23 protein-coding genes are annotated in these 26,242 nt (G+C 72.0%); 11 read left to right on the plus strand and 12 right to left on the minus strand.

The genetic code is table 11. From position 1 onward, the window contains the following. Positions 1 to 73 precede the first annotated feature (73 nt). Genes ABEB12_RS06060 through ABEB12_RS06090 form a run of 7 tightly spaced genes read left to right on the plus strand, consistent with a single transcriptional unit; the run spans position 74 to position 8,723 of the window. Positions 74 to 1,252 carry an amidohydrolase family protein gene (locus ABEB12_RS06060; RefSeq protein ID WP_185062773.1) on the plus strand — a complete coding sequence of 393 codons (1,179 nt, stop codon included), beginning with the start codon at positions 74 to 76 and terminating at the stop codon, positions 1,250 to 1,252. Further along, complete coding sequence (locus tag ABEB12_RS06065) at positions 1,249 to 2,463, plus strand: M24 family metallopeptidase (RefSeq protein ID WP_221498226.1); 1,215 nt, start codon at positions 1,249 to 1,251, stop codon at positions 2,461 to 2,463. Before ABEB12_RS06060 ends, ABEB12_RS06065 begins: the two co-directional genes overlap by 4 nt. Continuing rightward, entirely contained in the window at positions 2,453 to 3,562 is a 1,110-nt protein-coding gene (locus ABEB12_RS06070) for a M24 family metallopeptidase (protein ID WP_185062774.1), read from the plus strand. Before ABEB12_RS06065 ends, ABEB12_RS06070 begins: the two co-directional genes overlap by 11 nt. Beyond that, a complete protein-coding gene (locus ABEB12_RS06075) occupies positions 3,559 to 4,524 on the plus strand; it encodes an enoyl-CoA hydratase-related protein (RefSeq protein WP_185062775.1) in 966 nt (321 codons plus the stop codon). The genes ABEB12_RS06070 and ABEB12_RS06075 overlap by 4 nt, the downstream gene beginning before the upstream one ends. After that, positions 4,521 to 6,893, plus strand: a complete 2,373-nt coding sequence (locus tag ABEB12_RS06080) for a CoA transferase (protein WP_185062776.1) — start codon at positions 4,521 to 4,523, stop codon at positions 6,891 to 6,893. The genes ABEB12_RS06075 and ABEB12_RS06080 overlap by 4 nt, the downstream gene beginning before the upstream one ends. A 26-nt stretch (positions 6,894 to 6,919) precedes the next feature. Continuing rightward, positions 6,920 to 7,231, plus strand: a complete 312-nt coding sequence (locus ABEB12_RS06085) for a hypothetical protein (protein ID WP_185062777.1) — start codon at positions 6,920 to 6,922, stop codon at positions 7,229 to 7,231. Positions 7,232 to 7,235: 4 nt separating this feature from the next. Then, positions 7,236 to 8,723 (plus strand): AMP-binding protein, encoded by a 1,488-nt coding sequence (locus tag ABEB12_RS06090; protein WP_185062778.1) that lies wholly within the window; start codon positions 7,236 to 7,238, stop codon positions 8,721 to 8,723. A 141-nt stretch (positions 8,724 to 8,864) separates the two neighbouring features. Here the strand turns inward: ABEB12_RS06090 and ABEB12_RS06095 are convergent, their stop codons facing one another. Beyond that, entirely contained in the window at positions 8,865 to 10,067 is a 1,203-nt protein-coding gene (locus ABEB12_RS06095; RefSeq protein ID WP_185062779.1) for an acyl-CoA dehydrogenase family protein, read from the minus strand. A 108-nt stretch (positions 10,068 to 10,175) separates the two neighbouring features. Here ABEB12_RS06095 and ABEB12_RS06100 point away from each other — a divergent pair, with 108 nt between their 5' ends. From ABEB12_RS06100 to ABEB12_RS06110, 3 genes are all read left to right on the plus strand, one after another. Next, complete coding sequence (locus tag ABEB12_RS06100) at positions 10,176 to 11,285, plus strand: acyl-CoA dehydrogenase family protein (RefSeq protein ID WP_185062780.1); 1,110 nt, start codon at positions 10,176 to 10,178, stop codon at positions 11,283 to 11,285. A gap of 18 nt (positions 11,286 to 11,303) precedes the next feature. After that, the gene (locus ABEB12_RS06105) at positions 11,304 to 12,074 is read left to right on the plus strand and encodes an SDR family NAD(P)-dependent oxidoreductase (protein ID WP_185062781.1); all 771 of its coding nucleotides are present in this window, start codon (positions 11,304 to 11,306) and stop codon (positions 12,072 to 12,074) included. 119 nt (positions 12,075 to 12,193) lie between these two features. After that, a complete protein-coding gene (locus ABEB12_RS06110; protein ID WP_185062782.1) occupies positions 12,194 to 13,651 on the plus strand; it encodes an FCD domain-containing protein in 1,458 nt (485 codons plus the stop codon). A 19-nt stretch (positions 13,652 to 13,670) separates the two neighbouring features. Here ABEB12_RS06110 and ABEB12_RS06115 read toward each other — a convergent pair whose 3' ends face one another. Genes ABEB12_RS06115 through ABEB12_RS06155 form a run of 9 tightly spaced genes read right to left on the minus strand, consistent with a single transcriptional unit; the run spans position 13,671 to position 21,985 of the window. Next, positions 13,671 to 14,906 (minus strand): FAS1-like dehydratase domain-containing protein, encoded by a 1,236-nt coding sequence (locus ABEB12_RS06115; RefSeq protein ID WP_185062783.1) that lies wholly within the window; start codon positions 14,904 to 14,906, stop codon positions 13,671 to 13,673. Further along, positions 14,903 to 16,054, minus strand: coding sequence for an acyl-CoA dehydrogenase family protein (locus ABEB12_RS06120; protein ID WP_185062784.1), 1,152 nt, complete (start codon positions 16,052 to 16,054; stop codon positions 14,903 to 14,905). The genes ABEB12_RS06115 and ABEB12_RS06120 overlap by 4 nt, the downstream gene beginning before the upstream one ends. Before the next feature lies 1 nt (position 16,055). Next, positions 16,056 to 17,165 carry an acyl-CoA dehydrogenase family protein gene (locus ABEB12_RS06125; protein ID WP_185062785.1) on the minus strand — a complete coding sequence of 370 codons (1,110 nt, stop codon included), beginning with the start codon at positions 17,163 to 17,165 and terminating at the stop codon, positions 16,056 to 16,058. Then, complete coding sequence (locus ABEB12_RS06130) at positions 17,159 to 18,358, minus strand: cytochrome P450 (protein ID WP_185062786.1); 1,200 nt, start codon at positions 18,356 to 18,358, stop codon at positions 17,159 to 17,161. The genes ABEB12_RS06125 and ABEB12_RS06130 overlap by 7 nt, the downstream gene beginning before the upstream one ends. A 10-nt stretch (positions 18,359 to 18,368) precedes the next feature. Further along, complete coding sequence (locus tag ABEB12_RS06135) at positions 18,369 to 19,628, minus strand: CaiB/BaiF CoA transferase family protein (protein WP_345702601.1); 1,260 nt, start codon at positions 19,626 to 19,628, stop codon at positions 18,369 to 18,371. Then, the gene (locus ABEB12_RS06140; protein ID WP_185062787.1) at positions 19,625 to 19,813 is read right to left on the minus strand and encodes a ferredoxin; all 189 of its coding nucleotides are present in this window, start codon (positions 19,811 to 19,813) and stop codon (positions 19,625 to 19,627) included. The genes ABEB12_RS06135 and ABEB12_RS06140 overlap by 4 nt, the downstream gene beginning before the upstream one ends. Continuing rightward, on the minus strand, positions 19,810 to 20,658 hold the full coding sequence (locus tag ABEB12_RS06145; RefSeq protein ID WP_185062788.1) for an NAD(P)-binding domain-containing protein: 849 nt from the start codon (positions 20,656 to 20,658) through the stop codon (positions 19,810 to 19,812). Before ABEB12_RS06145 ends, ABEB12_RS06140 begins: the two co-directional genes overlap by 4 nt. Continuing rightward, a complete protein-coding gene (locus ABEB12_RS06150) occupies positions 20,655 to 20,861 on the minus strand; it encodes a hypothetical protein (protein WP_185062789.1) in 207 nt (68 codons plus the stop codon). Before ABEB12_RS06150 ends, ABEB12_RS06145 begins: the two co-directional genes overlap by 4 nt. After that, a complete protein-coding gene (locus ABEB12_RS06155) occupies positions 20,858 to 21,985 on the minus strand; it encodes an amidohydrolase family protein (RefSeq protein WP_345702602.1) in 1,128 nt (375 codons plus the stop codon). The genes ABEB12_RS06150 and ABEB12_RS06155 overlap by 4 nt, the downstream gene beginning before the upstream one ends. A gap of 185 nt (positions 21,986 to 22,170) precedes the next feature. On the opposite strand from ABEB12_RS06155, the gene ABEB12_RS06160 reads away from it, so the two are divergent. After that, positions 22,171 to 23,808, plus strand: a complete 1,638-nt coding sequence (locus ABEB12_RS06160) for a thiolase C-terminal domain-containing protein (protein ID WP_185062791.1) — start codon at positions 22,171 to 22,173, stop codon at positions 23,806 to 23,808. Here ABEB12_RS06160 and ABEB12_RS06165 read toward each other — a convergent pair. Both ABEB12_RS06165 and ABEB12_RS06170 read right to left on the minus strand, forming a co-directional pair. Continuing rightward, the gene (locus ABEB12_RS06165) at positions 23,805 to 24,524 is read right to left on the minus strand and encodes a hypothetical protein (RefSeq protein WP_345702603.1); all 720 of its coding nucleotides are present in this window, start codon (positions 24,522 to 24,524) and stop codon (positions 23,805 to 23,807) included. The genes ABEB12_RS06160 and ABEB12_RS06165 overlap by 4 nt on opposite strands. Next, positions 24,517 to 26,130, minus strand: coding sequence for an FAD-binding protein (locus ABEB12_RS06170; RefSeq protein WP_185062792.1), 1,614 nt, complete (start codon positions 26,128 to 26,130; stop codon positions 24,517 to 24,519). Before ABEB12_RS06170 ends, ABEB12_RS06165 begins: the two co-directional genes overlap by 8 nt. Between the last annotated feature and the right edge of the window lie 112 nt (positions 26,131 to 26,242).

Raw genomic sequence — 26,242 nt, forward strand, 5'->3', positions numbered from 1 at the left:
CAACCGGTTGACTCAAAGCGTGCGCAAGGTGTTCACTTTGGCCCACCCGCCGCTGAACACGGGAGGATCAACGATGACCGTCCAGGCCAACCCGCCGCTGTCCTTCTACCCACCGGATGGGCTGGGCGCGCCCAAGGACCGCCGCGGCCATGCGCTCGGCAGCGACTCCGGCCTGCCGGCCGGGACCGAGGTCTTCTCGGCGGACAACCACATCTCCCTGGCCGACGACATCTTCTACGAGCGGCTGCCGGAGGAGTTCAGGGAGAAGGCCCCTCGCGTGTGGTACGAGGACGGGGCCTTCGAGCTGGGCATCAACGGCATGTCGTTCCTGCCCGGCGAGTTCACCAACGTGCTGATGCAGTACGACCCGCTGCTGGGATCCGGGTCGGGCAACCCGGACGCCCGGCGGGAGCAGCTGGCCGAGGACGGCGTCACCAGGGAGCTGGCGTTCCCGAACGCCCTGCTGGCCCTGCTGTACTTCCCGGACAAGGACCTCAAGGAGCGGTGCTTCCGCATCTACAACGAGTACATCGCCGCGCTGCAGGAACGCTCCCCCGGCCGGTTCTACGGGGTCGGGCTGATCAACTGGTGGGACGGCGCCGGCGCCCGCCGCACGCTCGACGAGCTGCGGAGCCTGGGCCTGCGCACCTTCCTGATGCCGCTGAACGGCGGCATGAACAACGACGGTGGCCAGCTCGACTACGCCGCCGACTACATGAACCCGGTGTGGGAGGCCATCGCGGAGTCCGGCATCCCGGTCTCCCACCACATCGGCGAGGCACCGCTGTCGGCGCCGTGCGAGGTGAACGGGATCGCGGTCGGGATGGTGCACAACGTGGCGCCGTTCCGCGAGATGTTCGGCCGCTACGTGCTCGGGGGCATCCTGGACCGCCACCCGGGCCTGACCGTCGGCTGGTTCGAGGGCGGGATCAACTGGGTGCTGTCGGCCCTGCAGGACGCGGAGCACATGCACGCCTCGTTCAAGCACATGCTGAACCGGCCGGTGGAGCACGACGTCCGCTACTACTGGGACAACCACATGTACGCGTCGTTCATGGTGGACCCCCTGGGCCTGCAGCTGATCGACCGGATCGGCGTGGACCGGGTGATGTGGTCGTCCGACTACCCGCACAACGAGAGCACCTTCGGCTACTCGGAGAAGTCGATCAGGGCGGTGGTGGAGGCCGTCGGCCCGGAGGCCGCCACCAAGATCGTCAGCACCAACGTGCGGAAGTTCCTGGGCCTGACGTGACCGCTCTCGCCATCCCCGATGCGCCCGACCTGCACCGGATGCGCCGCGAGGTGGGCGCGCGGCTGCGCTCCGCGATGGCCGACCACGGCACGGACGTGCTGGTCCTGCTGGGCAACAGCAACGTCAGCTACGCCACCGGGGCCAGCTGGCCGCTCGGCGACTCGGGCCTGGCCCACGTGGACCGCCCGGTCGCCGTCGTGCTGGCCGGCGAGGAGTGGCCGCACCTGTTCATGCCCTTCCGGGAGGGCGTCTCCCCCGACTCGGGCCTGCCCGCCGACCACGTGCACGGCCCGGTCTACCTCGAGTTCGACGAGGGCGTGGACGACTTCGCCGCCCGGTTGGCCGAGCTGGTCCCGGCCGGCGCGGTGGTCGGCGTGGACGAGCTGACCGGGGCGATGCGGCGGGGCCAGAAGCGCCTGTTCGGGGACGCGCCGCTGGTGGACGCGGCATTCGTGCTGGCCGCCGCGAAGGTGGTCAAGACGCCCGACGAGCTGGCCTGCATGCGCACGGCGTTGCGCATCACCGAGCGGGCAATGGTGGACATCGACGCGGCGGTCGCGCCCGGGGTCCGGCAGATCGACCTCTCCGCGCGGTTCCTGCGGCGCGCGTTCGAGCTGGGCGCCACGGCCAACCTGCTGGAGCCGATCTGGCAGATCATGCCGGTCAGCCGGGCCGAGGGGGTGTGGACCACGCACGGCGACCTCGCGCTGCCGCTGCTGGCCACCGAACGCAAGCTGGTCCGGGGCGACGTGCTCTGGACCGACGTCAGCATCAACTACGCCGGCTACTGCTCCGACTTCGGCCGGACCTGGTGCGTCGGGCAGGACCCCTCGCCCCGGCAGGAGGCGCAGTTCCAGCGGTGGCGGGACATCGTCGGGGCGGTGCTCGGGGTCACCCGGGCGGGCGCCACGGCGGCCGACCTCACCCGCGCGGCGGTCGACGCCAACGGCGACGGGACCCGGCCCTGGGTCCAGCACTTCTACCTGGGCCACGGGTTGGGGGTGGACGCGGCGGAGATGCCGTTCGTCGGCACCGACCTGGGCCAGGAGTTCGACGAGAACCTGGTGCTGCGGGCCGGCAGCGTGCTCGTCCTCGAACCGATCGCCTGGGAGGACGGCACCGGCGGCTACCGAGGTGAGGAGATCATCGTGATCACGGACGACGGCTACGACCGGCTGACCGACTACCCCTACGCCCCCTATGGCAACTGAGGTCCTGCCGCACGACCACGCTCTCCGCTCCGGGCGGCGGGAGCGTGCGCTGGCCGAGATGGAAGCCCGCGACATCGACGTCCTGGTGCTCGGCCGCACCGCGAACGTACGGTACGTGACCGGCGCGACCACGCTCTGGCTGGCCGGCACCCAGCCCTTCGGCCCGGCCTGCATCCTGGTCCGCGCCACCGGCGCCATCCACATGCTGAGCACCTGGGACGAGGGCATCCCGGAGGACATCCCGAGGGAGAACCTGTTCGGCCTGACCTGGAACCCGATGAACACCGTCACGGTGCTGCGGGGCATCGAGGGTGCCCCGGGAGCCAGGCGGGTGGGTACCGATGCCCTGTCCCCCACGTTCGCCCAGCTGCTCCCCATGGCCTTCCCCTCGGCCGAGCTGGTCGACGGCGAACAGGCCATGCGCGCCGCTCGCCGGATCAAGACCGCCGCCGAGCTGGCCGCGATCCGCGAGTCCGTCGGGGTGGCGGAGAACAGCCTGGCCAAGGCGGTCGCCGAACTGCGGCCCGGCGTGACCGAGCAGGAGCTGGCCGGCGTGCTGCTGGAGGCCGCGGCGGCCGGAGGGGTCACTACGCCGGCGGTACAGGACGCCGCCTGGATCACCAGCCGGGAGCACCCGTGGCGGCGGGTGGGAGGCGGCCGGGGCGTCGCCGCCGGCGACCTGGTGGCGTTCACCGCCGGGGTGGTGGCCGGGGGGTACATCGGCGAGGTCGGCCGCACCCACTCGGTGGGCGGGCGGTCGGGCAAGGCGTTGTTCGCCCGGTGCGACGCGCTCTGGGACCGGCTGCTGTCCGCGTGCCGGCCCGGAGCGCCCGCCGACGGCCTGCTGGAGGCCTACCGGGCGGCCGGGGAGCCGCTGCCGCCGATGCCGGTGGCCCGGGGGCTGGGCCTCGGCTTCGACCCGCCGGTCGTCACCGAAGGCCTGCCGGCCACCGCCGCGGCCGAGCGGCTGGACACCAACAGCGTCCTCGCCCTCACCGCCTACGTCTGGGAGCAAGGCGTCGGTGCGGTCTTCCGGCGGGACACCGTGGCGATCACCGACGACGGACCGGAACCGATGTCCACCGGGAGCGGCGAATGACCGGGTCCACGCGCCCTCCCCCCGAGGAGATCATCCGCTACGAGAAGGACCCGGAGACCCGGATCGCCACCATCACGCTCGACCGGCCGGACCAGCTCAACGCGCCCACCATCGGCGCGCGCCTGCGCTACGCCGAGCTGCTGCACCGAGCCAATATCGACGACCAGGTGAAGGTGCTGGTCATCCGGGGCGCCGGCAACGACCTGGGCAGCGGTGTCGACCTCCCGGAGTTCATGGAGGCCTACACATCGCCGGACGAGGAGTCCCGGCTCCGGGAGTACCACCTCTCCGGGGACGACGACGTGCGGCTGCCCCCGCCGGACTCCTTCCGGGGCGGGGCGCAGATCGCCCAGTGGTTCGCCGATCCCCGCTCCGGCTGCCGGACCCTGCAGGACTTCAAGAAGATCAGCATCCTCGAGGTCAAGGGCTACTGCTACGGCTGGCACTTCTATCAGGCCACCGACGCCGACCTGGTGATCTCCTCGGACGACGCGCTGTTCGGCCACGCGGCGTTCCGCTATGCCGGCTGGGGCCCCCGGATGTGGACCTGGGCGCAGACCATGGGCATCCGGAAGTTCCAGGAGATGGTGTTCACCGGCCGCCCGTTCACCGCCGCCGAGATGTACGACTGCAACTTCCTGAACAAGGTCGTCCCGCGCGACCAGCTCGAGGCCGAGGTTCGGAAGTACGCGCTGGCCTGTTCCCGCACCCGCCCGACCGACACGGTCTACCAGCAGAAACTGTTCTTCACGCTGATGAAGCAGCACCAGGGCGAGTACCTGGGCAGCGTCCTGTCCGGCCTGTTCGAGAGCCTCGGCAACTACGTCCGCCCGGACAACGACGACCTGGCGCTGGGCGAGGAGGTCTTCCGGCGCGGGCTGAGCGGCACCGTCAAGGACAACGACGCCCGGTTCCCGCCCGAGTTCCGGCTGAGCCGCTCGGGCCGGAAGGAGCCGGAATGACCCACCCGCTCAGCGGTTTCACGGTCGTCGACCTGTCCTCGGGCATCGCCGGCGCGTACTGCACGAAGATCCTCGCCGACGGCGGGGCCGACGTGGTCAAGGTCGAGCCGCCCGAGGGCGACCCGCTCCGGAAGTGGTCCGCGTCCGGCGCCGCGATCCCGCCGGACTCCGACGGAGCCCTGTTCAGCTACCTGGCCTGCACCAAGCGCGGCGTCGCCGCCGACCCCGATGACGCCGCCGCGCTGGAGCACGTGCACGCGCTGCTGGCCGGCGCGGACGCCGCCGTGTGGTCACCCGAATCCCGCCTGGCGGCCCACCCGAGCCTGCGGCCGGCGGAGATTCACCGGCGGCACCCCCGGCTGACCGTCACCGCCATCACCCCGTTCGGGCTGGAGGGGCCGTGGCGGGACCGGCCGGCGACCGAGTTCACCCTGCAGGCCTGGTCCGGCGGCATCATCGGCCTCGGCCGAGGGGACCCGGGCCGGGCTCCGGTGCACATCGGCGGGCAGGTCGGCGACTGGCTGTCCGGGGCGTACGCCGCCGCCGGCACGACGGTCTCCCTCGGCACCGGACGGCTGATCGACGTCTCCATGCTCGAGGCGCACATCCTCGGCCTCACCTACTACCCGGTCACCTTCTTCGAGCTGCTCGGCCGGCCGTTCCGTTCGGGCCGGGCGCTGTTCGTGCCGGGCGTGGCGACGGCGAAGGACGGGCTGGTGGCGATCGGCTGCGCGACCGCGCAGCAGTGGCTGGACCTCTGCGCCATGGTCGGCCACCCGGAGTGGGTCGACCCGGACAAGCCGATCGCGATCACCGAGCTCGCCACGAAGGTCGCCCCCGACCTCTACGAGTGGATGGCCCGGCACACCGTGGCCGAGATCCGCGAGCTGGCCACGGCGTTCCGCATCCCCAACGCGCCGGTCGGCAACGGCTCGACCATCCCGGGCCTGGAGCAGTTCACCGCTCGGGACAGCTTCCGCCCGAACCCCCGGGACGGCTTCCTCCAGCCGCGTTTCCCCTACCGGATGGCCCCGGGGGTGCTGCGCGAACCGGAACCCGCGCCCCGCCTCGGTGAACACACCGGCAGCCACCGACCCTCGCGGCCCCGCGAGAGCGACAGGACGCCGAACGGCCTGCCCCTCGCCGGAGTGCGGGTCCTGGACATGACCGCCTTCTGGGCCGGCCCGTCCGCCACGCACGTGCTGGCGATGCTCGGCGCCGAGGTCATCCACCTGGAGTCCACCGGCCGCCCCGACGGCACCCGGCTCATCGCCGGCGTCCCGGTGACCGAGGACCGGTGGTGGGAGCGCTCCCCCATCTTCGCCGCGCTCAACACCAACAAGAAGAGCGTCACCGTCAACTTCCGGACCGAGCGCGGGTCGGCGCTGGTGCGCAAGCTGGTCGCCAGCTGCGACGTACTCGTGGAGAACTACACACCCCGGGTGCTCGACCAGGTGGGACTGGACTACCAGTCCGTCCGGGCCATCCGCCCCGACGTGATCATGGTGCGGATGCCCGGTTTCGGGCTGGACGGGCCGTGGCGGGACCACGCCGCCTTCGCCTACGTGATCGAGGACGCGTCCGGCCTGACCTGGCTGACCGGGAATCCGGACGCCAACCCGGTCGAGCCCTACTCACTCGGCGACCCGAACGCCGGCCTGCACGCCCTCAACGGCCTGCTGCTCGCGCTGGAACACCGGCGCCGGACCGGGGAAGGCATGCTCGTCGAGGCGCCGATGGTGGAGGCCGCGATCAACATTGCGGCCGAGCAGGTGATCGAGCACTCCGCCTACGGCGCCCTGCTGAACCGCGCGGGCAACCGGGGCCCGGTCGCCGCGCCGCAGAACCTCTACCGGACCGCCGAGCCGGACGAGTACGGCGGCACCGACTCCTGGGTGGCCATCGCGGTGGCGACGGACCCGCAGTGGTCGGCGCTCTGCGCGGTGATCGGCCGGCCCGACTGGGCCGACGAGCTCGCCGCCGCCGAGGCACGCCGGGCCCAGCACGACCGCATCGATGGGTACCTGGGCCAGTGGTGCGGGCAGCGCACCGGCGACGAGGTCGTCGGGCTGCTCTGGCCGGCCGGCGTTCCGGTGGCGAAGGTGATGCAGCCGCACCGCCAGGCGGAGCTTCCCCAGCTCCAGGCGCGCGGCTTCTTCGAGACCCTCGGCCACCCGGTCGGCGGGCGGGCTCGCTACAGCACGCTGCCGCTGCGGTTCTCCGATCTGGGTCCCCCGTTCCACCGCTCCCCAGCCCCGATGCTCGGCGAGCACAACAGGGGCGTGCTCGCCGAGCTCGGCCTCGGCGAGCGGGAGATCGCCGCGCTCGCCGAGGAGGGCGTGATCGGCGACCGGCCCGCCTGGCAATGACCGCGACGACGAAAGGCAACCGCGCAATGGAACCCAGAGTCGGGTTGACCCTGCTGAGCACCGTGGATGACACCGCCGTGGTGGTCGTCCGCTGGTCGGCCGGGACAACCACGCTGACCTGTGGTGGAGTTCCGATGGTCGACAAGGCCGGCCACGAGGGCGCGGCGCGCGGGGTACTGGACGCGGCACGGGCGGCGGGTACCGAGCTGGGCAAACGCTACGTGGACCCGGAGGCCTCGGTGGAGCTGCTGTGCACCAAGCCGGGCCGGGGCTCGCTGGCCCTGGGCGGCGTGCCGCTGACCATCAAGACCGCCAAGCCGCTGCCCGCCTCGGACTGACCGGATGAACCTCACGACCCTGCTGGACATGGCCGTCGACGGTTTCGGCGACCGCACCGTGCTCGGCGGCACCCGCGACGGCCTCTCGGCCGAGGGGCTCCGCAAGGCGGCGCGGCACGGCGCCGCCGTGTTGATGCAGTCCGGGGCCTCGGCGCTGTTGTACGTCGGGGCGAACGGGCCGGCGTTCCCGGTCGCCCTGCTCGCCGCCGCCGTGGCCGGTGTGCCCTTCGTGCCGGTCAACTACCGGTTGGGCGAGGAACAGCTGGGCGCGCTGCTGGCCGGCCATCCCGGCGCCCTGGGGATCGCCGACGAACGGCACGCCCCGGTGGTCGGACCGGCCGTGACCCGGCTGATGACGCCGGAAGCGTGGTTCACCAAGACCACCGCAACCGATGTGCCGGGGCGGCCGGTGCGCGAACCCGAACCCGAGTCGACGGCGGTGATCATCTACACCAGCGGTACGACCTCGGCACCCAAGGGTGTGCTGCTGCGGCACGACAACCTGGTCTCCTACGTCATCGGCACGGTGGAGTTCGCCGGTGCCGGGGCCGAGGAGGCGTCCCTGCTCTGCGTGCCGCCGTACCACATCGCGGCGGTGTCCAACGTGCTCACCAACCTGTACGCCGGGCGCCGGCTGGTGCCGCTGGAGACCTTCTCCCCCGAGTGCTGGCTGAACCTGGTGCGGAGCGAGCGCGTGACCAACGCGATGGTGGTACCGACCGTCCTGGCCCGGCTGATGGCCGCTCCGGGGGCGAACCGGTCGGTGCCGAGCCTGCGCACGCTGGCCTACGGCGGCGCCGCGATGCCGCCCCGGGTGATCGAGCGGGCGCTGCGCGAGTGGCCGCAGGTCGGGTTCGTCAACGCCTACGGGCTGACCGAGACCAGCTCCACGGTCTCCGTCCTCGGACCAGACGAGCACCGGTCCGCCTTCGCCGCGACCTCCCCGGCCGCTCGGGCCAGGCTGCACTCGGCCGGGCGGCCCATCCCGGGTGTGGAGGTGGAGATCCGAGGGCCGGACGGCGCCGCGCTCCCGGCCGGCACGTCCGGCCGGATCTGGGTCCGCGGCGCACAGGTGTCCGGGAGCTACGCCGGGCAGGAGCCGGCCTCCGGCGACAGCTGGTTCGACACCCGCGACCTCGGGCACGTCGACGACGAAGGATTCTTGTTCGTCGAGGGCCGGGAGGACGACACCATCATCAGGGGGGCGGAGAACATCGCTCCCGCCGAGATCGAGGACGTCCTGCTGCGGCAGCCCGGCATCGCCGACGCCGTCGTGGTCGGCGTCCCCGACGAGGAATGGGGACAGCGGGTCGAGGCCGTGGTGACGCCGGAACCCGGTGCCGAGCTCGATCCGGACCTGCTGCGGGAGACCGTCCGCGAGAGCCTGCGCGGTTCGAAAACCCCCGACCGGATCACCGTCTGGGCCGAACTCCCCCGCACCGACACCGGCAAGATCCGCCGAAAAGACGTCGCCGCCCAACTCGCCCGTTAGGACGTGTTTCGAAGTGCCGGCCTGACCAGCGTCGGCGGGCAGCATGTCCTGCTGGACGAACAGGGCCGGCCCGCATTCCTCGTCGGCGCTCTTTGTCCCGGCACCGATCGCCGAACCGCGGCCGTCAACTCAACACCAACATCACGGATTCGATCCCCTAGCGGGCTCCCGGGGAAGGCCCAGTGCTCGCTCGGCGATCTGCGTCAGCAGCACCTCGTTCGCCCCGCCGGCGATGGTGTAGGCCCGCGAGTACAGGTGCGCGTCCTGCCACCAGCCGCCGGCCGGCACGTGCGGGTCGCCCTCGGTGAGCAGCCCGTCGGTGCCCTGCAGCCGCACGCCGAAGGCGGTCAGGTCGTGGTTGACCTCGCTGAAGAAGATCTTGCCGATCGGGCCGTCGCCCGGCTGCTCGGTGCCGTGCAGCATCCGCGACTGGGCCAGGCCGAGCATCGCGGCGTTCACGTGCGCGCGGGTGGCCAGTTCGCCGATCACCTGCCGGGTCGCGGAATCGTCCAGTGCCGGTCGGCCCCCGACCGGAATCTCCTGGGCCAGCCGCACCAGGTCGTCGAGCATGGCGAACAGCTCGACGCCTCGCGCCGCGACGCCGGAGCGCTCCCGGCCGAGGCTGCTCATGGCCACCCGCCAGCCGCTGTTCACCCGGCCGATCACGTTGCCGGCCGGGATCCGGACGCCGTCCAGGAATACCTCGTTGAAGTCGGTGGTCCCGGTGATCTCGCGCAGCGGCCGGACATCCACGCCCGGACTGCGCATGTCCAGTGCGAACGCCGTGATTCCCCGGTGCTTGGGGGAATCGGGATCGGTGCGGGCGAGCAGGTAGCCCATGTCGGCGTACTGGCCGTTGGTGGTCCAGACCTTCTGGCCGTCGACGACGAACACGTCGCCCTCGAGGCGCGCCCGGGTCCGCAGTGCGGCCAGGTCGCTGCCCGCGCCCGGCTCGCTGAACAGCTGGCACCACACGTCCTCGCAGGTGCGGATGCGGGGCAGGAAACGCGCCCGCTGGTCGTCGCTGCCGAACTCGATCAGCGCCGCCGACACCAGTGACGCCGCGCCGACCGGCGGCCAGGTGCGGGCGCGGGAGATCTCCTCCGCGACCACGAACGGTTCCAGGGGGTGCGCTCCGGGCCGCCCGCCGTACTCCGCCGGCCAGTCGATCCCGAGCAGGCCCGCCTCGTAGAGCTTGGCCGTCCACACCCGAATCGCCGGCATGAGCTCGGGCTCCGGCGCCCGCACGCCCGCGTGGGTCCGGGTGCCGGGCGCATGCTCGGCCACGAACGCCCGCACCCGGTGGCGGAACGCCTCAACCTCCGGCGTCGACTCCAGCCTCATCGCTGTCCCATTCCTCGAAGATAAGGTCACTCTACATTGGTCACCAGTGTGAGATAGTGGTCAAACACACGATAAAAGGATACTCTCCTCGACCCGAATGGCGGCTTCGTGGACTTCGAGCCCAGTGGCGAGCAGGCGATGCTGCGCGCCACCTCGCGCCGACTGCTGGCCGACCATGCCCCGCTCGACGTGGCCCGGAAGGGGTTCGACGGGGACGACGTCGAACCCGCCCTCTGGCGGCGGGCCGCCGACCTCGGCTGGCCGGGCCTGGGCGTGCCCGAGGAGCACGGCGGCGCCGGCCAGGGACTGGTCGAGCTCTCACTGCTCGCCGAGGAGATCGGCCGGGCGCTCGCGCGCGGACCGTTCCTGCCCACCGCCCTGGTCGGGCGCGCACTGGCCCTCCACGGCCCGGCGCGCGTGCAAGCCGAGGTCCTGCCGGCGTTGGCCGAGGGCGGAGCCTGGGCGACGTGGGCGTTCGCCGAGCCCCGCTCGCCGTGGACGCTCGACGGGGTGCACACCCGGGTCCGGACCGACGGCGACTCCGTGGTGCTCGACGGAGTCAAGACCGCGGTGCAGGACGCGGGCGGCGCGCGTTGGCTGCTGGTGACCGCGCGCGACCCGGACGGCCCGGCGTCGTTCCTGGTCGACCGGGACACGGCCGGCGTCGCGTTCCGCCGGCTGCGGTTCCTGGACCCGACCCGGGCGTTCTACGAGGTGCGGCTCGACGGGGTCCGGGTGCCCCTGGAGCGGCGCCTGCGCGGCGGCCCGGCCGAGGTGCAACGCCTGCTCGACGACGCATCGGTGCTGCTTTCGGCCGACGTCCTCGGGGCGATGGACCGGATGCTCGAGATGACCGTCGAGTACATGAAGCAGCGGGTGCAGTTCGGCCGCCCCCTGGGCACGTTCCAGGCCGTCAAACACAAGTGCGCCCGGATGGCGATGCTGGTCCACGGCGCGCGGGCCGCCACGTACCACGCGGCGATGGCGGCCGACGCCGCCACGCCCGACGCCGCCAGGGCAGCCTGTGTCGCCGCCTCCTTTTCCGGCGATGCGGCGGCGACGGTGGCCGGCGAGGCGTTGCAACTGCACGGCGGGATCGGCTTCACCTGGGAGCACGACCTGCACCTGTACCTGCGCCGGGCGAACGCCGACGCCGTGCTGTACGGCGACGCCGCGACCCACCGGGACCGGCTGTGCGATCTCGTCCGGCCCGCCTGAACGACGAAGGGAGCCCCCGTGGACATCAAGGGCAAGAAGGCCGTGGTGGTCGGCGGCGCGTCCGGCCTCGGCCGCGCCAGCGCGGAACTGCTCGCCGCCCGAGGGGCGGAGGTCGCCGTGCTCGATCGCCCCGAGTCGGCCGGCGCCGAGGTCGCCGCCGCGTTCCGGGGCCGCTTCCATCCGGTCGACGTCACCGACTTCGCGGGCACCGAGCAGGCGCTGGCCGCGGCCGTCGAGGGTCTCGGTGGGCTGCATGTCGCCGTGACCACGGCGGGCGGCGGCGTCGCCCGGCGCACGCTCACCAAGGACGGGCCGCACGATCTGGAGACCTTCCGCCGGGTACTGGACCTCAACGCCGTGGGCACCTTCAACATCAGCCGGCTCGCGGCGGCCTACATGAGCGGCAACGAACCCGAAGATCCCGAGGTCACCGGCGAACGCGGGGTCATCGTCAACACGGCCTCCATCGCCGCGTTCGAGGGCCAGATCGGCCAGGTCGCCTACACCGCCGCGAAGGCCGCGATCGCCGGCATGTGCCTCACCATGGCCCGCGACCTGGGTTCGCTCGGCATCCGGGTGCTGGCGATCGCTCCCAGCCTGTTCGAGACCGGCGCGGTGCGCCGGCTCCCGGACCAGACCAAGTCCGCGCTGGTCAAGGACGCCGCTTTCCCCAAGCGCATGGGTCGCCCGGAGGAGTACGCCAAGCTGGTGCTGGCCATCGTGGACAACCCGATGCTCAACGGGCAGTGCCTGCGCCTGGACGCGGGCCAGCGCTTCGCACCGAAGTGACCCATCACGGGATCCTCAATTCGGATTCAGCCTCGGTTACCCGCACGTCGCGCCCGGCGACCGGCCCGCGGCTGGCTAGACTGAGGATTCGCAAATGCTTGTGCTGAGGAGTTGACCGGATGGCGAGTGCGGTCGACGTGGAGATGGCCGGTACCTCTGACGGCCGGCTCGCCGCCCAGATCGCCCGCCGCATCGAGACGGACGTGATGCGGCGCGGCTGGCCGGTCGGTGAGTCGCTGGGGTCGGAGCACGAGGTCCGCGAGCACTACGGGGTCAGCCGCGCGGTGATGCGCCAGGCCGTGCGGCTGGTGGAGCACCACCAGGTGGCCCGGATGCGGAAAGGCCCCAACGGCGGCCTGGTCGTCTGCGCGCCCGACGCCGGCCCGGCGACCCGTTCCCTGGTGATCTACCTGGAGTACGTCGGCACCAGCGTGACGGACCTGCTGCACGCCCGCCTGCTGCTCGAGCCGATCGCCGTCGGGCTGACCACCGAACGGATCACCGAGGAGGGCATCCGGACGCTGCGCGGCGTGCTCGACGACGAGCGCGCCCACCGGGACGAGCGCGGGGTCCGGTCGCAGGACCCGCTGCACCCGCTGCTCGGCCAGCTGTCCGGGAACCCGGTGCTGCACCTGTTCATCGACGTGCTCACCCGCCTCACCGCGCGGTACGCGCACACGTCCCGCCGGCTGGCCAAGGCGGAGGTGCTGGCCGCGAAGGACGTGTCCCACGAGGCGCACCGGGCCATCATCGAAGCGGTGATCGCCGGCGACGGGGCGTTGGCCCAGACCACGCTGGCCGGGCACCTGGAGTCGGTGGCGGCCTGGATCGAGAAGCATCGCGTGCGCCGCGCGCGGATCGACGGCAACGTGATCGAACCGGAGAGCGCCGGGGGCTCCCACGCCAAGCTCGCCGAGGTGGTCGCGGCCCGGATCCACGACGACATCGCCGCGCGCGGCTGGGAGGTCGGTTCACCGCTGGGCTCGGAGGCCCACCTGCTCGGTCGCTACCAGATCAGCCGGGCCGTGCTGCGTGAGGCCGTGCGGATCCTGGAGTACCACTCGGTGGCCCGGATGCGCCGAGGCCCCGGCGGCGGTCTGATCGTCACCGCGCCGGAGCCGCAGGCCAGCATCGACACGATGGCGCTCTATCTCGAGTACCAGGCGGTCACCGCCGATGACCTGCGGATCGTGCGCAACGCCATCGAGCTCGGCACCGTCGCCCGGGTTTCCGCGCGGCACGCCGGGGGCGACGCCGGCGTGGCCGAGCGCCTCGCCAAGGCGGTCCGGTGGCCGAAGGAGGGGCCGGCCAGCGAACCGCGCAAGGCCGACCTGTTCCACACCGAACTGGCCGAGCTGGCCGGCAACCCCGTGCTGACGCTGTTCCTCGGCATCATCACCGAGCTGTTCCGCCGCCACGCGGCCGGCCAGGACCAGCCGCTACCCGGCGACCAGGCCGCCGACGAGGTCCAACACATCCACCAGCGCATCCTGGACGCGATCCTGGCCGGCGACCCCGCCCTGGCCCGCCACCGCATGCGCCGCCACCTGGACGCCCTCATTCCCTGGTGGCACTGAGAGTTGTGCGGGCGGCGCCTCAGTCGATGCTGAACCGGGCCAGCTCGTGGGCGACGGCGCCGGGGAGGTCACTCGCGGGTGGCGCGGGGAGGTCCACGGGGTGGTCCTTGGTCGGCAGTAGCACCACGGCGGTGCCGGGGGTGATGACTTCGCCCCGTTGATTTTCGCAGCGCAGCTCCAGGTGGACCTCGTTGCGGCCCCCCACCCGCCGTTTGTCCACGACCTCGCCGCGCACCCAGGTGGCGTCGCCGATGTAGTTGAACCCGCGGTGCTCGCAGCGCAGCTGCCACAGCCACCCCTCGTCACCGATCCAGTCGGTGAGCAGGTGGCAGAGCCAGGTCTCGCGCATGCCGCCGTAGTCGTAGGAGTTCGGCAGGCCCAGCTCAGCCGCCCGCTCGGGCTCCCAGTGCAGGCGTTGCACGGTGTCCGGGATGTTCAGCGCGTTGGGCGGGTAGAGCCCCGGCGCCTTGCGCCGGATGCCCGCCGCGATCTTGAACGCGCCGGGCGGGGTGAGCTGCATGCCCCAGCCCAGGTGCCAGACGATCACGTCCGTCGTGGTCAGCGGCCCCTTCACCCGGGCCGGCAGCGCGTCACCGATCTCGACGTCCTCCCAGTACCGGGGCTCGGCGCCCCGCCTGGTCTCGGCCGCGTAGGCCGCGTCGATCTCGGCCAGCTGCTCGGCGGTGTAGGGCGGCTGCTCCAGTTTCTCCTTGGCCCGCTTCTTCGAGGTGTGCCGCTCCACGTTGATCCAGGTGCCCCGGCGGACGGCGTGCAGCTCGCCATCGCCGTTGGTGTAGAGGTAGTCGTTGGTCACGTGCACGGTGCGCCCGCCGAAACCGCTGGTCTTGGGCTGCACCCCCACCTGGGTCTGCAGCACCCGGCAGCGGTCGCCCAGCCGCAGCGGCCGCCACCACTCGAACTCCATCACCGCCTGGTACGAGCCGAGCCCGGCGAACGGGTCGCCCTTGAGCAGCGCCTTGGTCTCCGGGTCCGGTTCCGGCGCGGCGTCCTCGCCCATCGTGTAGAGGAACGTCGGCGGCGCGACCAGCGATCCCCAGCGGGTTCCGGTGGCGTACCCGGGATCGCAGTAGAGCGGGTTGTCGTCGCCGTAGCCGTAGGCGAAGTGGCGGACGCCGTCCCAGGTCACCTCGTAGTTGTGCGGCGGGTTGCGCTGCGGCTTCGGCACGCCCAGCCGCCGGCGGGACCGCTCGATCGCCTCGTCGGTCAGCACACCGAAGTCCTCGGCGGTCGTCATCGCGCTTCCTCCCGGGGCAGGCCGAGCAGCTTCTCGGCGATGGTGTTGCGCTGGATCTCGGCGGTGCCGGCCCCGATGGTCGATGCCCGGGTGCGCAGGAACCCCCACACCCAGCGGCCCCGCTCCACGGCGTGCGGGTCGTGCCGGCCGAGCATCCCGTGGGCGCCGAGCAGCTCGACCGCGAACTCGTGCAGGTCCTGCTCGAAGGTGGCTATGAACAGCCGCGATGTCGACGAGGCCGGTCCGGGTTCACCGTTGGCCATGATGTCGGCGATGGTCCGTGTCCCGGTGTAGCGCATGATGCGCACCCGCATCTCGAGGTCGGCCAGGCGGTCACGCACCAGTGCGTCGGCGGTGGCTCCGCGCCGCCGGGCCAGCTCGATCAGCTCGTCGAGCACCCGCCGGTACAGGGCGGCCTGGTTCATCGCCCCGGCCGCGCGCTCGTGGCCGAGGCTGGTGCGCACCAGCGGCCAGCCGCCGTTCTCCTCGCCGACGCGGTTGGCCACCGGCACCCGCACCCCGTCGAGGAAGACCTCGCAGAACCGCGCCTCCCCGGTCAGGTCGCGCAACGGCCGCACGGTGACCCCGGGGGCGTGCGCATCCACGAGCAGGTAGCTGATGCCCTTGGCCCTGGACTCGGGCGGGCCGGTGCGGACCAGGGTGAACAGGATGTCGGCGATGTCGGCCGCGCTGGTCCAGACCTTCTGCCCGTCGACGACGTACACATCACCGTCGCGGCGGGCCGTGGTGCGCAGCGCGGACAGGTCCGAACCGGCCCCGGGCTCGGAGTAGCCCTGCGCCCACACCTCGTCGCCCCGGAGCATCGGGCGCAGGAAGCGCTCCTTCTGCGCCGCCGCGCCGTACCTGATGATCGTGGGCGCGGCGATGCCCGGCCCGGTGCCCAGTGGCCTGGGCACCCTGGCCTTCGCGTACTCCTCCTGGTAGATCACCTGCCGGGCGAAGCTCAGGTCCATCCCGCCGTACTCGCGCGGCCAGCTCGGCCCCGCGTAGCCGGCGTCGAACAGGGTGGCCAGCCAGGCCTTCTGCCACGCCAGCCGTTCGCCCCGGCCCTTCGGCCGCCGGCCGGGGTGGTGCTCGGCGAGGAACGCCCGCAGGTCCTCCCGGAACTCCTCATCGGTTTCGGACACGTCAGATCCCGACCAGGTCGGCCAGCCGGGCGCGGTGCTCCGAGGGCGCGCCGAACAGCAGCTCCGAGGACTTGGCCCGCCGCAGGTACAGGTGCGCGTCGTGCTCCCAGGTGTAACCGATGCCGCCGTGGATCTGGATGTTCTCCTTGGCCGCGCGGGTGAGCACGGCCGAGCAGTACGCCGCCGCCAGCGCGGCGGCCACCGGGCGTTCGGCCGATTCCCCGGCCGACACGGACGAGGCGTGGTAGCTCGCGGACCGGGCCGCCTCGACCTCGAGCAGCAGGTCGGCACACCGGTGTTTGATGGCCTGGAACGAGCCGACGGGCCGGTCGAACTGCACGCGGACCTTCGCGTACTCCACCGCCGCGTTCAGGCAGGCCTGGGCCGCGCCCACCTGCTCGGCGGCCAGCGCAACCACCGCCAGGTCCAGCACCGTGCGCACGAACGGCGTCGCGCCGCCGACCCGGAGCGCCTCGGCGCCGTCCAGCTCCACCCGGCCCAGCCGCCTGGTCGGGTCGAGTGCGTCGAGCCGGGTCCGGTTCACCCCGGCCGAGGCGCCCTCGACGGCGAACAGCCCCGGCCCGTCCCCGGCGCGCGCGACCACGAGCAGCAGGTCGGCGCTGTGGCCGTCGATGACGAACATCTTGGTGCCGGACAGCCGCCACCCGTCGTCGGCCGGTGTGGCGGCGGCCGCGACGTCCTCCGGCCGCCACGAGCCGGTCTCCTCGGCCAGCGCGACGGTCGCGGTGAGGGAGCCGTCGGCGATGGCCGGCAACCAGCGCGCCTTCGCCGCGTCGTCGCCGGATGCCGCGAGCGCCTGGCCGGCCAGCGCCACCGTGGCGAAGAACGGCGAAGGCACCAACCCACGCCCCATCTCCTCCAGCACGATGCCCAGCTCGACCGGACCGCCGCCCGACCCGCCGTACTCCTCCGGGATCGCCAGTCCCGCGAGGCCGAGCTGGTCGACCATCTGGCGCCACACCGCCGGATCGTGGCCCTCGTCCGACTCCATCCAGCGCCGGACCGCCGCACTCGGCGACCGGTCCGCGAGGAAGCGCCGCACCGAGGCACGCAGCTGTTCCCGCTCGGCGGTGGACGTGCCGGTCACCATTCGAGACGCAGAGACTTCAGGCCGTACATGTTGCCGGTCTGCTCGAGTTCCTGGCCCTCCGCGATCCGGTAGTCGGGGATTCTCCGGTGCCATTCCTCGACCGCGACGTTCAGCTCGAGGCGGGCGAGGTGCGAACCCAGGCACCGGTGCGGCCCGGAGCCGAAGGCGATGTGGTTGTTGGCCCTGCGCCCCAGGTCCACCCGTGACGGGTTGTCGTACCGCCGGGGGTCGCGGTTGGTCACCGTGAGCGGCAGCATCACCATCTCCCCGGACCGCACCGGGCAGCCACCGATCTCCACGTCCCGGGTCGCCTTGCGGGCCGGGATGACGAACGAGTACACGCGGAGGATCTCCTCCACGCTGGTCGGGATGAGCGAGGGGTCCGCGAGGATCGCCCCGCGGTGCTCGGGGTGGCTGGCGAAGTGGTACAGCGCCCAGCCGACCGAGATCGGCACGGTGTCCAGGCCGGCCATGAACATCAGCACGCAGAAGGCGTGCAGATCACCGTCGTCGATCGGCTCGCCGTCGATCTTCCACGCCATCACGCGGGACAGCAGGTCGTCCTTGGGCGCCTTGCGGCGCACCGCGATCTGCTCGTCGAAGTAGGCCGAAACGTCGTTGATCGCGGCCAGGCGCCGCCCCCGGTCCTGGTCCTGCTCGTAGGACAGGTGCAGGATCGTGTGTACCCAGCCGAGGAACGTGTCCAGGTCCTCCACCGGCAGGCCCATCAACCGCAGGAAGATCAGGGTCGGAAACCGGCGCGCGAACCGGTCCAGCACGTCGGCGCCGCCGCTTTCCCGGAGCCGCTCGATCATGTCGACGGCCACGGCCCGGATCTCCGGTTCCTTGGCCGCGACCGTCTTGGGCGAGAACTCACGGCCCAGCAGCCGCCGCCAGATCGTGTGCAGCGGAGGGTCGAGCATCTCCGGGATCCACAGGAAGCGGGGCTCCGGGTCGAGCGCGGTCACCGACTTGCTGGAGAAGGTCTGCCAGTCCTGCAGCGCCTCCTGGATCGCCGCGCCGTCGGTGACGACCCAGTAGCCCTGCGCGATGCTGCTGCGGAATCCCCCGTGGGTGGCGGCGAACTCCTCCCACCGCCGGTGGTGGCTCAGTACCGGCCCGCCGGCGGTGTTGTCGTAGTGGTACGCGGGCACGCCTTCGTAGTTGCCGTCGGGCTGGAGCGTCGTGCTCATCGCGGTCCTCTCATGTCACGGCGCCGTCGAGCTTCAGTTGGAGGATCTCCTCGTCGGATCGCCCGCACTCCCTCAGCACGTCGTCGGTGTGCTCGGCGAACTGGGGCGCACGGGTGAGCGCCGGCGGGGTCTCCCCGAACTGGACCGGGTTGGCCACCAGCTCGCGCGGCACCCCCTCCGCGTCCACCACCGGCGCGATCAGGCCGTTCGCCCGCAGCGACGGGTCCCGGCCGACCTCCCAGGCGTTCTGCACCACCGACCACTGCCCCTCGCCCCGGGACAGGATCTCCACCCACTCGGCGCAGGTCCGCGTCCCGATGATCCCGGCGACGATCCCGGCGGCGGCGCCGGCGTTCGCCATGATCTTTTCGGTGCCGTCGAAGCGCTGGTCCTTCGCCAGCTCCTCGCGGCCGACCAGCCGGCAGAACTCCGGCCAGTACCGGCCGGGCTGCAGCATGGCCAGCTCCAGCCACCGGTCGTCGGCCGTGCGGTAGGCCCCGACCAGCGGGTTGGTCGGGGACCCGTGCGCGGGCTGCTCCCGCGCCGGCAGCGGCCCGCCCGCCATCAGCGCCTGGTTCACCGAGTACTGGGTGGCCCATGCGCCCACGCCGAGCAGCGACACGTCGATGACCGACGGCTCGCCGGTGACGCGGCGCGAGTACAGCGCGGCGGCGATGCCGCCGGCGATGGTCATCCCGCCCATCGAGTCGCCGTAGGCGCCCGAGGGCATCCGCATCATCCGTTCGGCGCCCGGCGGGGTGACCCCGGCCGCGCTGCCGCCGCGGGCCCAGAACGCGGTGCTGTCGTAGCCGCCCTTGTTCCGCTCCTCACCCCGGGCGCCGAAACCGCTTCCCCGCACGTAGATGAGGTCGGGGTTGATCGCGCGCAGGTCCTCGAGGTCGATCTTCAGCTTGGCCCGCGCCTCGGGCAGGAAGTTCGTGAGGAACACGTCGCTGGACGCGACCAGCTGCTCGAACACCCCGCGCGCGGTCGGCTTCTCCAGCGCCAACCCCACGCTGCGCTTGCCCCGGTTCGGCCCCTCCATGATCGGGAAGAACGACGAGTCGCCACTCGCCGTGGGCAACCCGAGCACCCGGGTCAGGCCGCGCTGGGCGTCCCCCCGCTCGGCGTGCTCGATCTTGATCACGTCGGCGCCCCAGTCCGCGAGCACCGCGCCGGCGGCGGGCACGAAGGTGAACTGCGCGACCTCCAGGACGCGCACACCCTCCATCGGCCGATGCACCCGGGAAACCTCCTCGTTCGGCGTCATTCGACGGTGATCGCCCGCTCGGGACAGGCCATCGCGCCGTCGTGCGCCTCGTCCTCGAGGCCCGCCGGGACCTCTCCGTCGAAGGGCACCGCGTAACCGTCGTCATCCAGTTCGAACACGTCCGGCGCCGTTGCCGCACAGCGCGCGTGCCCGGAGCACGTCCTGGAATCAATGGTGATCTTCACCGGACCACTCCCTCGTCGATCAGGTTCATCGGGCCGTCCTGGGCCGCTGCCAGCAGCTCGGTCAGGTCGACACCCAGCTCGGCCGAGGTGGCCCGGCAGGCGGCCAGGTCCTTGCGGAGGAACGGCGTCACCGCGTCGACGAACGGCCCGGCGCCCCGGGCGGCGATGTACCGGCCGGCGGTGCTCCCGCCACTCCCCACCGCCAGGGCCGCGAGCAGCACACTCTCCTCGAGCCCCATGGCGCGGCCGGCTTCCAGCCCGCGCAGGGTGACCTGGGTGATCGCCGCGAACAACAGGTTGTTGAGCAGCTTCACCCGCAACGCCGAACCGCGGGCCCCGGTGGTGATGATCGGCGCCGCGTAGGCGCCGAGGACCTGACGGGCCGTCGCGACGTGCTCGGGTTCCCCGCCGAGGTAGACCGCGAGGCACCGGGCGCGGACCGCGTCCACCGTGCCGCTGAACGCCGCGTCCACGATCGCGGCCTTCCCGCCCGGGGCGAACCCGTCCAGCTCGCCCAGGGTCGCCGGGTTACCGGTGGTGTGCGAGACCAGCACCGAGCCCGCGCCCATCCGCCGCACGACCTGGGGCAGCACCTCCAGCACCTGGGCGTCGCTGTACAGGCAGCTGATGACGACGTCACATCCGGCGACGTCCCGGGCCTGGTCCACGCACTCCGCCCCGAGGAGGCGGAGCCGGTCGCGAACCCCGGCGCGCCGCGCGTACAGGCGGACCCGGTGGCCGGCCGTGAGCAACCGCTCCACCATCGGCTCGCCCATCTGCCCGGCCCCGACGAAACCGATCGTCCGGGCGCCGTCGACCCGCGCCGACTCGTGTCCGTTGGTCATCGGGCGAGCTCCTCGGCCGCGTCCCGCAGCGCGCGCAACCGGGACTCGAGCAGCGAACGCTCCGCCGGGTCGCCATCGCCGATGCCGGCCAACCGGGGTTCCGTCTCGGCGATTTCCCGGCGCAGCCGGCCGAGGGCCTCCTCGCGGGTCAGCAGGTCCAGATCGGTCCAGTCGGACCGCTCCGCCTCGGGCCGCCGGCTCATGCGGGGAAGTTGTAGAGCCGCCGGGTGTTCAGCTCGACGATCTTGTGCACCTCGTCGTCCGGCACGTCCGCGAGGACCTCCGCCGCGTAGGCCCGGCTCTTCGGCCAGTACGAGTCCGAATGCGGGTAGTCGCACTCCCAGGTGATGTGGTCGACGCCGACGTCGTGCCGGACCTTCACCCCGAACCGGTCGTCGATGAAGCACCCGTGCATGTGCCGGTAGAACAGCTCCGAAGGGCGGACGTCCTGGTTGACGTTCTGGTAGAAGCGGTGCCGCTCCCAGGTGCCGTCGACCCGCTCGAGCAGGTACGGCATCCAGCCGATGCCGCCCTCGGACAGGCCGACCTTCAGCTCGGGGTGCCGGTGGAACACCGGGGAGAACAACAGGTCGGTGGTCGCGTACATGGAGTTGCAGCCGAACAGCGCGATGGTCACCGCGAAGGGGGCCTCCGGCGCGGTCTTCGGGGCGCTGCCCGAGGTGCCGAAGTGCAGGCACAGCGGCAGGCCGGTCTCCTCGGCCGCCGAGAACACCGGGTCCCAGTGGTCGGTGTGGAACGACGGCAGCCCGAGCGGAACCGGGTTCTCCGGGAACGAGATCGCCTTCGCCCCCTTGGCCGCCGTCCGGTGGATCTCCGCGACGCAGGCCTCCACGTCCCACAACGGCAGGATGACCAGCGGGATCAAGCGGTCCGGCGCCGTCGCGCACCACTCGTCGATGGAGAAGTCGTTCCACGCCCGCACGCACAGCCGGGCGAGCTCGCGGTCCTCGCCCTCCAGGAACACCGTGCCGGCGAATCGGGGGAACGACGGGAAGCTCATCGCTCCCCACACCCCGTCCAGGTCCATGTCCCGCAGCCGGGCCTTCGGGTCGTAGCAGCCCGGGATCATCTCGTCGTAGCGGGTCGGCTCCATGCCGAACTCCTCGGGCTTCTTGCCCGCCACCGCGTTCAGCCCGATGTACGGGTAGATCCGGCCCTCGTACGCCCACACATCGGCCGGCGGGACGCCCTCGCCGCGGGACCGCGCCACGATCCGGGGCCCGAGCTCCCGGTGCTTCGCCGGCAACCGGTCGGACCACACCCCGGGCGGCTCGATCAGGTGGTCGTCGGTCGAAAGCAACTTCATCCACGGCTGCAACGGCATCGTCGCGCTCCCTCGTCAGAACCGAGCTGTGCACGTGCTCAGCACCCTACTCCAGCGCCCGGAAGTTGTGTATACCTGATTATCGTCTCTACTGGCGTTTCGCCGATCCTTTGTGGATCCATTCCATAGTTACGTATCCTCTATTCGGCCAACTGAAGGAGAGTCTCATGCGCCCGCTGCCACAGCCGAGCCTCGGGAGCGCCGAGTTCTGGCGGTCCGGGGCCGACGGGGTGCTGCGGGTCTGCCGCTGCGATGACTGCGGGCGGTACTTCCACCCGCCGATGCCGGTGTGCCCGTCCTGCCGGGGGCGATCGGTCACGCTGTCCGCGACGTCGGGCAAGGCGGTGGTCGTCGGGTTCAGTGTCAACCACCAGGCCTGGCTGCCGGCGTTCCCGCCGCCGTACGTGGTGGCCGTGGTCGCGCTCACCGAGGACGACCGCGCGCGGCTGACCACCAACATCGTCGGCTGCGAGCCGGACGAGGTGCACGTCGGGATGCGGGTGCGGGTGCGGTTCGAGAAGCACGGCGAGCTGTACGTCCCGCTGTTCGAGCCGGACCGGGCGGCCGAGGCCGCGCGGGGGCCGGGTCCGCTGCCGCGCGAGGTCCGCGCCACCCCTCGTTCCATGGCCTCGCCCCGGAAGTTCGAGGACGGGGTGGCGCTGACCGGCGTCGGGCAGTCCCGGGTGGGCCGGCGGCTCATGGTCGACCCCATCTCGCTGACCGTCGAGGCGACGCTGGCCGCCGTGGCGGACGCGGGCCTCGAGCTGGACGAGGTCGACGGGCTCTCCACCTACCCGGGTCCGGTCCCGGGCGGCCTGGGCGAAGGCGGCATCACCGCGCTCACCGAAGCCCTCCAACTGCGTCCCACCTGGGTGAACGGGGCGCGCGAGGTGCCCGGCCAGATCGGCTCGATCACCGCCGCCATGCTGGCGGTCGCCGCGGGCCTGTGCCGGCACGTGTTGTGCTACCGCACGGTGTGGGAGTCCTCGCACGCCGCACTGGTCAGGTCGGGACGGTGGGCACCCGAGAGCGGCCCGGCCACCGGCATGTTCGAATGGCGCGCCCCGTTCGGGGCGATGTCCCCCGCCCAGTGGATCGCCTGCAACGCCTCCCACTACATGCACCGCTACGGCGTGGGCCGCGACGCCCTCGCGGCCATCGCCGTCACCGCCCGCGCCGGCGCGGCGCGCAACCCCGAGGCGCTCTACCGCGAACCGTTGACGACCGACGACTACTACGCCGCGCGGATGATCACCACGCCGTTCGGGCTCTACGACTGCGACGTGCCCTGCGACGGCGCGGTGGCGGTGGTCGTCTCGGCGGTCGAGGCCGCCGCCGACCGGCCGAAGCCGCCCGTGCTGGTGGAGGCCGTCGGCACGGCCATCCTGGAACGCCTCAGCTGGGACCAGGATACCCTGGCCCACACGCCGCAGTCGCGCGGCCCGTCGGCCCACCTGTGGACCCGCACCGACCTGCGCCCGGCCGACGTCGACGTGGCCCTGCTCTACGACGGGTTCACCTTCAACGCCCTGTCCTGGCTGGAGGGTCTGGGGTTCTGCCGTCCGGGCGAGGCAACCGACTTCATCGCCGGCGGCGGGACCATCGCCCTGGACGGCGAGCTCCCGCTCAACCCGCACGGCGGGCAGCTCTCGGCCGGCCGGCTGCACGGCTACGGCTTCGTCCGGGAAGCCATGCTCCAGCTGCGGGGCGAGGCCCACGGGCGCCAGGTCAGCGGCGCCCGGACGGCGGTCGTCACCTCGGGCGGCGGCGTGCCCTCCGGGGCGATGCTGCTGCGCACGGTCTAAGACGCTTTCGCCAGTGCTTCCCGTTCCTCGGAGTTCACCGCGCGCAGCAGCACGTAGATCATCAGGATCTTCCAGACCAGGAACGCCGCGGACGGCAGGTACGTGGTGAACAGGCCGTCCCAGGCCAGCGGGCCCTCGGTGAACAGGTACACGAAGACCCCGGGCAGCAGGACCACGCCGAGGGCGAAGTTCAGGTAGCCGAACCAGCGCGGGAAGACCGGCTCGGGCCGGCGGTCGACCAGTGCGGCCAGGCCGATCACCCATACGTTCACCACGAAGATGACCGCGACGCCCACGTAGGTGAGCCAGTACTGGTCGCTCAGCAACAGCATGAGCTGAGGGTCCCGGCCCGGCCGGTAGACGGCGGTGGCGAGCACCGCCAGCGGATAGATCCAGCCGGTCGGGGCGACGACGGCGGTGGTCAGCTGCACCATCGACAGCAGACCCCAGCCGCCTTCGATCCGGCACATCTGCAGGCTCGTGACGACGGCGAACGGGTAGAAGAAAGGGGCGAAGATCCCCATGATCACTACGGCGGAGAGGATCCCCGTCCGGTTCTCGGCGAGGAACCCGGCGATCGCCTGCGCGTCCGCCGTCGGCGAAGGGGGTGGGTAGAGGTTGCCCACGCCGGAAAAGGCGACAGCGAACGCGATCATGACGACGGCGCCGCACCAGACCGACAAGCGGTAGAGCCGGAACTTCACGCGTTCATCCACCGATGTCTCCTTGGGCGACGATGTCCAGGACCGCCCGATAGGCGAAGGCGAGGCTCGAACCGATCGGCGTCCCGGCGCCCGGGTAGACCCGGCCGGACATCGCCGCCGCGGTGTTGCCCGCCGCGTAGAGACCCTCGATCGGCGAGCCGTCCGGTCGCAGCACGCGGGCGTGCTCGTCGGTCTTCAACCCGCCCTTGGTGCCGAGGTCGGACAGCACGATCGTCGCGACGTAGAACGGCGGCGTGTCCAGGGGCAACAGCAGCGGGTTCGGCCATTCCGGCGACGGTTTCGCCGGGTAGCTCAGTTCCGGCAGGTAGGGAAAGGGCACTATGTGGTGGAACATCTGGTCCCACGGCGACTCACCGCGATGGAACTTCTCGTCGATGCCGGTTTCCGCGTAGCCGTTGAACTCCGCGATGGTCCGGCTCAGCGCATCAAGTGGCACGTCGATCAGTGCCGCCAGCTCCGCCGGCGAGTCGGCTTTCCGGAGCGCGCCGGACTCCAGCCACTCCGGGCGAACGGGTTGGTCGGGCGGGCCGCCGAAGCCGTCCCGGTCGATCAGCCGCTGGTCCAGGATCCAGTGGGTGGGGATGTGCGAGATCCCGGTGTCCACGTGCCGGCGGGCGATCTCGTGCCCGGCCTGGTCGTAGGGGCGCGCCTCGTTGACGAAGCGCTCGCCCTCGGCGTTGACCCAGATCCCGCCGCGCAGGCCGCTCTGGAAGACGGGTAGGCCGTCCGGCTGCACCAGGCCCGGCACGTACCAGGCCTCGTCGAGCAGGTCGGTGGCGGCGCCGACCGCGATGCCGGCCAGCAGCGCGTCACCGGTGTTGCCCGGCGCGCCGTTGGACCACTCGCCCCGGGCCTGGACCGGCTGGTGCTTCTCCCGGAGCTCGTCATTCCGCTCGAACCCGCCGGCCGCGAGGAGCACCCCCCGGTTCGCGCGGAACACCACCGGCACGCCGTCGCTCACGGCCGACACACCGGTTACCCGGCCGTCCGCCACAACCAGGCTCTCCAACGCCGTGTTGACCCGGAGTGAACCGTTCCCGGTCTCCAGGAAGGCCGCCAGCGCCCGCCCGACCAGCGCGCGGCCGCCGTTCAGCACCGGCCCCTGCTCCCACCCCCAGCGCTCGGCGGGAATGGGACCCCGCACCAGCGAGGCGTGCCCACCCAGGTCGGCGGCGGGGATCTCCGGGGGGAAGATGGTTCGCCCGCTGATCGAGGCGCCCGGCCGGTCCGGGTAGTAGTCCGGCACCGGTCCGTGCACGAACCACTGGAACCACCGGTTCCGCTCGAGCTCGTCGACCAGCCGCGGGCCCGCGTCCAGGTAGGCGGCCTGCAGCTTCTCCCGGGAACCGTCGTCGACCACGCCGCGCAGGTACTTCCGGGCTTCCCCGGCACCCTCCGCGATCCCGGCCCGCCGCAATGGGGCGGACCCGGGCAACCACAGGCCGGCGCCGGAGTAGGCGGTGGTGCCACCGACCAGGCCGGTCTTCTCGATGACCAGGGTGCGCAGGCCGCGCGACGCCGCCACGTAGGCCCCGATCAGGCCGCCTCCGCCGGAGCCGACCACCACGACGTCGTACGTGACCTCTTCCGGAGCCATCACCATCTCCTCCGTGTCCACCCCCGCGAGGCGCCAGTAAACACCGGCCGAGTCTTTTCAATCAAGCGGTTGACTCAAACCGGCGAAGAGGTGTTCACTTTGGCCTGCGAAG

It is taken from the genome of Actinospineispora eucalypti, assembly GCF_039543365.1.
GTDB lineage: Bacteria > Actinomycetota > Actinomycetes > Mycobacteriales > Pseudonocardiaceae > Pseudonocardia > Pseudonocardia eucalypti.

What these genes read in the sequence shown, in the direction of transcription:
- ABEB12_RS06060 (WP_185062773.1), top strand. Translation starts at nt 74, where the DNA reads ATGACCGTCCAGGCCAACCCGCCGCTGTCCTTCTACCCACCGGATGGG.
- ABEB12_RS06070 (WP_185062774.1), top strand. Translation starts at nt 2,453, where the DNA reads ATGGCAACTGAGGTCCTGCCGCACGACCACGCTCTCCGCTCCGGGCGG.
- ABEB12_RS06075 (WP_185062775.1), top strand. Translation starts at nt 3,559, where the DNA reads ATGACCGGGTCCACGCGCCCTCCCCCCGAGGAGATCATCCGCTACGAG.
- ABEB12_RS06080 (WP_185062776.1), top strand. Translation starts at nt 4,521, where the DNA reads ATGACCCACCCGCTCAGCGGTTTCACGGTCGTCGACCTGTCCTCGGGC.
- ABEB12_RS06085 (WP_185062777.1), top strand. Translation starts at nt 6,920, where the DNA reads ATGGAACCCAGAGTCGGGTTGACCCTGCTGAGCACCGTGGATGACACC.
- ABEB12_RS06090 (WP_185062778.1), top strand. Translation starts at nt 7,236, where the DNA reads ATGAACCTCACGACCCTGCTGGACATGGCCGTCGACGGTTTCGGCGAC.
- ABEB12_RS06095 (WP_185062779.1), bottom strand. Translation starts at nt 10,067, where the DNA reads ATGAGGCTGGAGTCGACGCCGGAGGTTGAGGCGTTCCGCCACCGGGTG.
- ABEB12_RS06110 (WP_185062782.1), top strand. Translation starts at nt 12,194, where the DNA reads ATGGCGAGTGCGGTCGACGTGGAGATGGCCGGTACCTCTGACGGCCGG.
- ABEB12_RS06115 (WP_185062783.1), bottom strand. Translation starts at nt 14,906, where the DNA reads ATGACGACCGCCGAGGACTTCGGTGTGCTGACCGACGAGGCGATCGAG.
- ABEB12_RS06125 (WP_185062785.1), bottom strand. Translation starts at nt 17,165, where the DNA reads ATGGTGACCGGCACGTCCACCGCCGAGCGGGAACAGCTGCGTGCCTCG.
- ABEB12_RS06130 (WP_185062786.1), bottom strand. Translation starts at nt 18,358, where the DNA reads ATGAGCACGACGCTCCAGCCCGACGGCAACTACGAAGGCGTGCCCGCG.
- ABEB12_RS06135 (WP_345702601.1), bottom strand. Translation starts at nt 19,628, where the DNA reads ATGACGCCGAACGAGGAGGTTTCCCGGGTGCATCGGCCGATGGAGGGT.
- ABEB12_RS06145 (WP_185062788.1), bottom strand. Translation starts at nt 20,658, where the DNA reads ATGACCAACGGACACGAGTCGGCGCGGGTCGACGGCGCCCGGACGATC.
- ABEB12_RS06150 (WP_185062789.1), bottom strand. Translation starts at nt 20,861, where the DNA reads ATGAGCCGGCGGCCCGAGGCGGAGCGGTCCGACTGGACCGATCTGGAC.
- ABEB12_RS06155 (WP_345702602.1), bottom strand. Translation starts at nt 21,985, where the DNA reads ATGAAGTTGCTTTCGACCGACGACCACCTGATCGAGCCGCCCGGGGTG.
- ABEB12_RS06160 (WP_185062791.1), top strand. Translation starts at nt 22,171, where the DNA reads ATGCGCCCGCTGCCACAGCCGAGCCTCGGGAGCGCCGAGTTCTGGCGG.
- ABEB12_RS06170 (WP_185062792.1), bottom strand. Translation starts at nt 26,130, where the DNA reads ATGGCTCCGGAAGAGGTCACGTACGACGTCGTGGTGGTCGGCTCCGGC.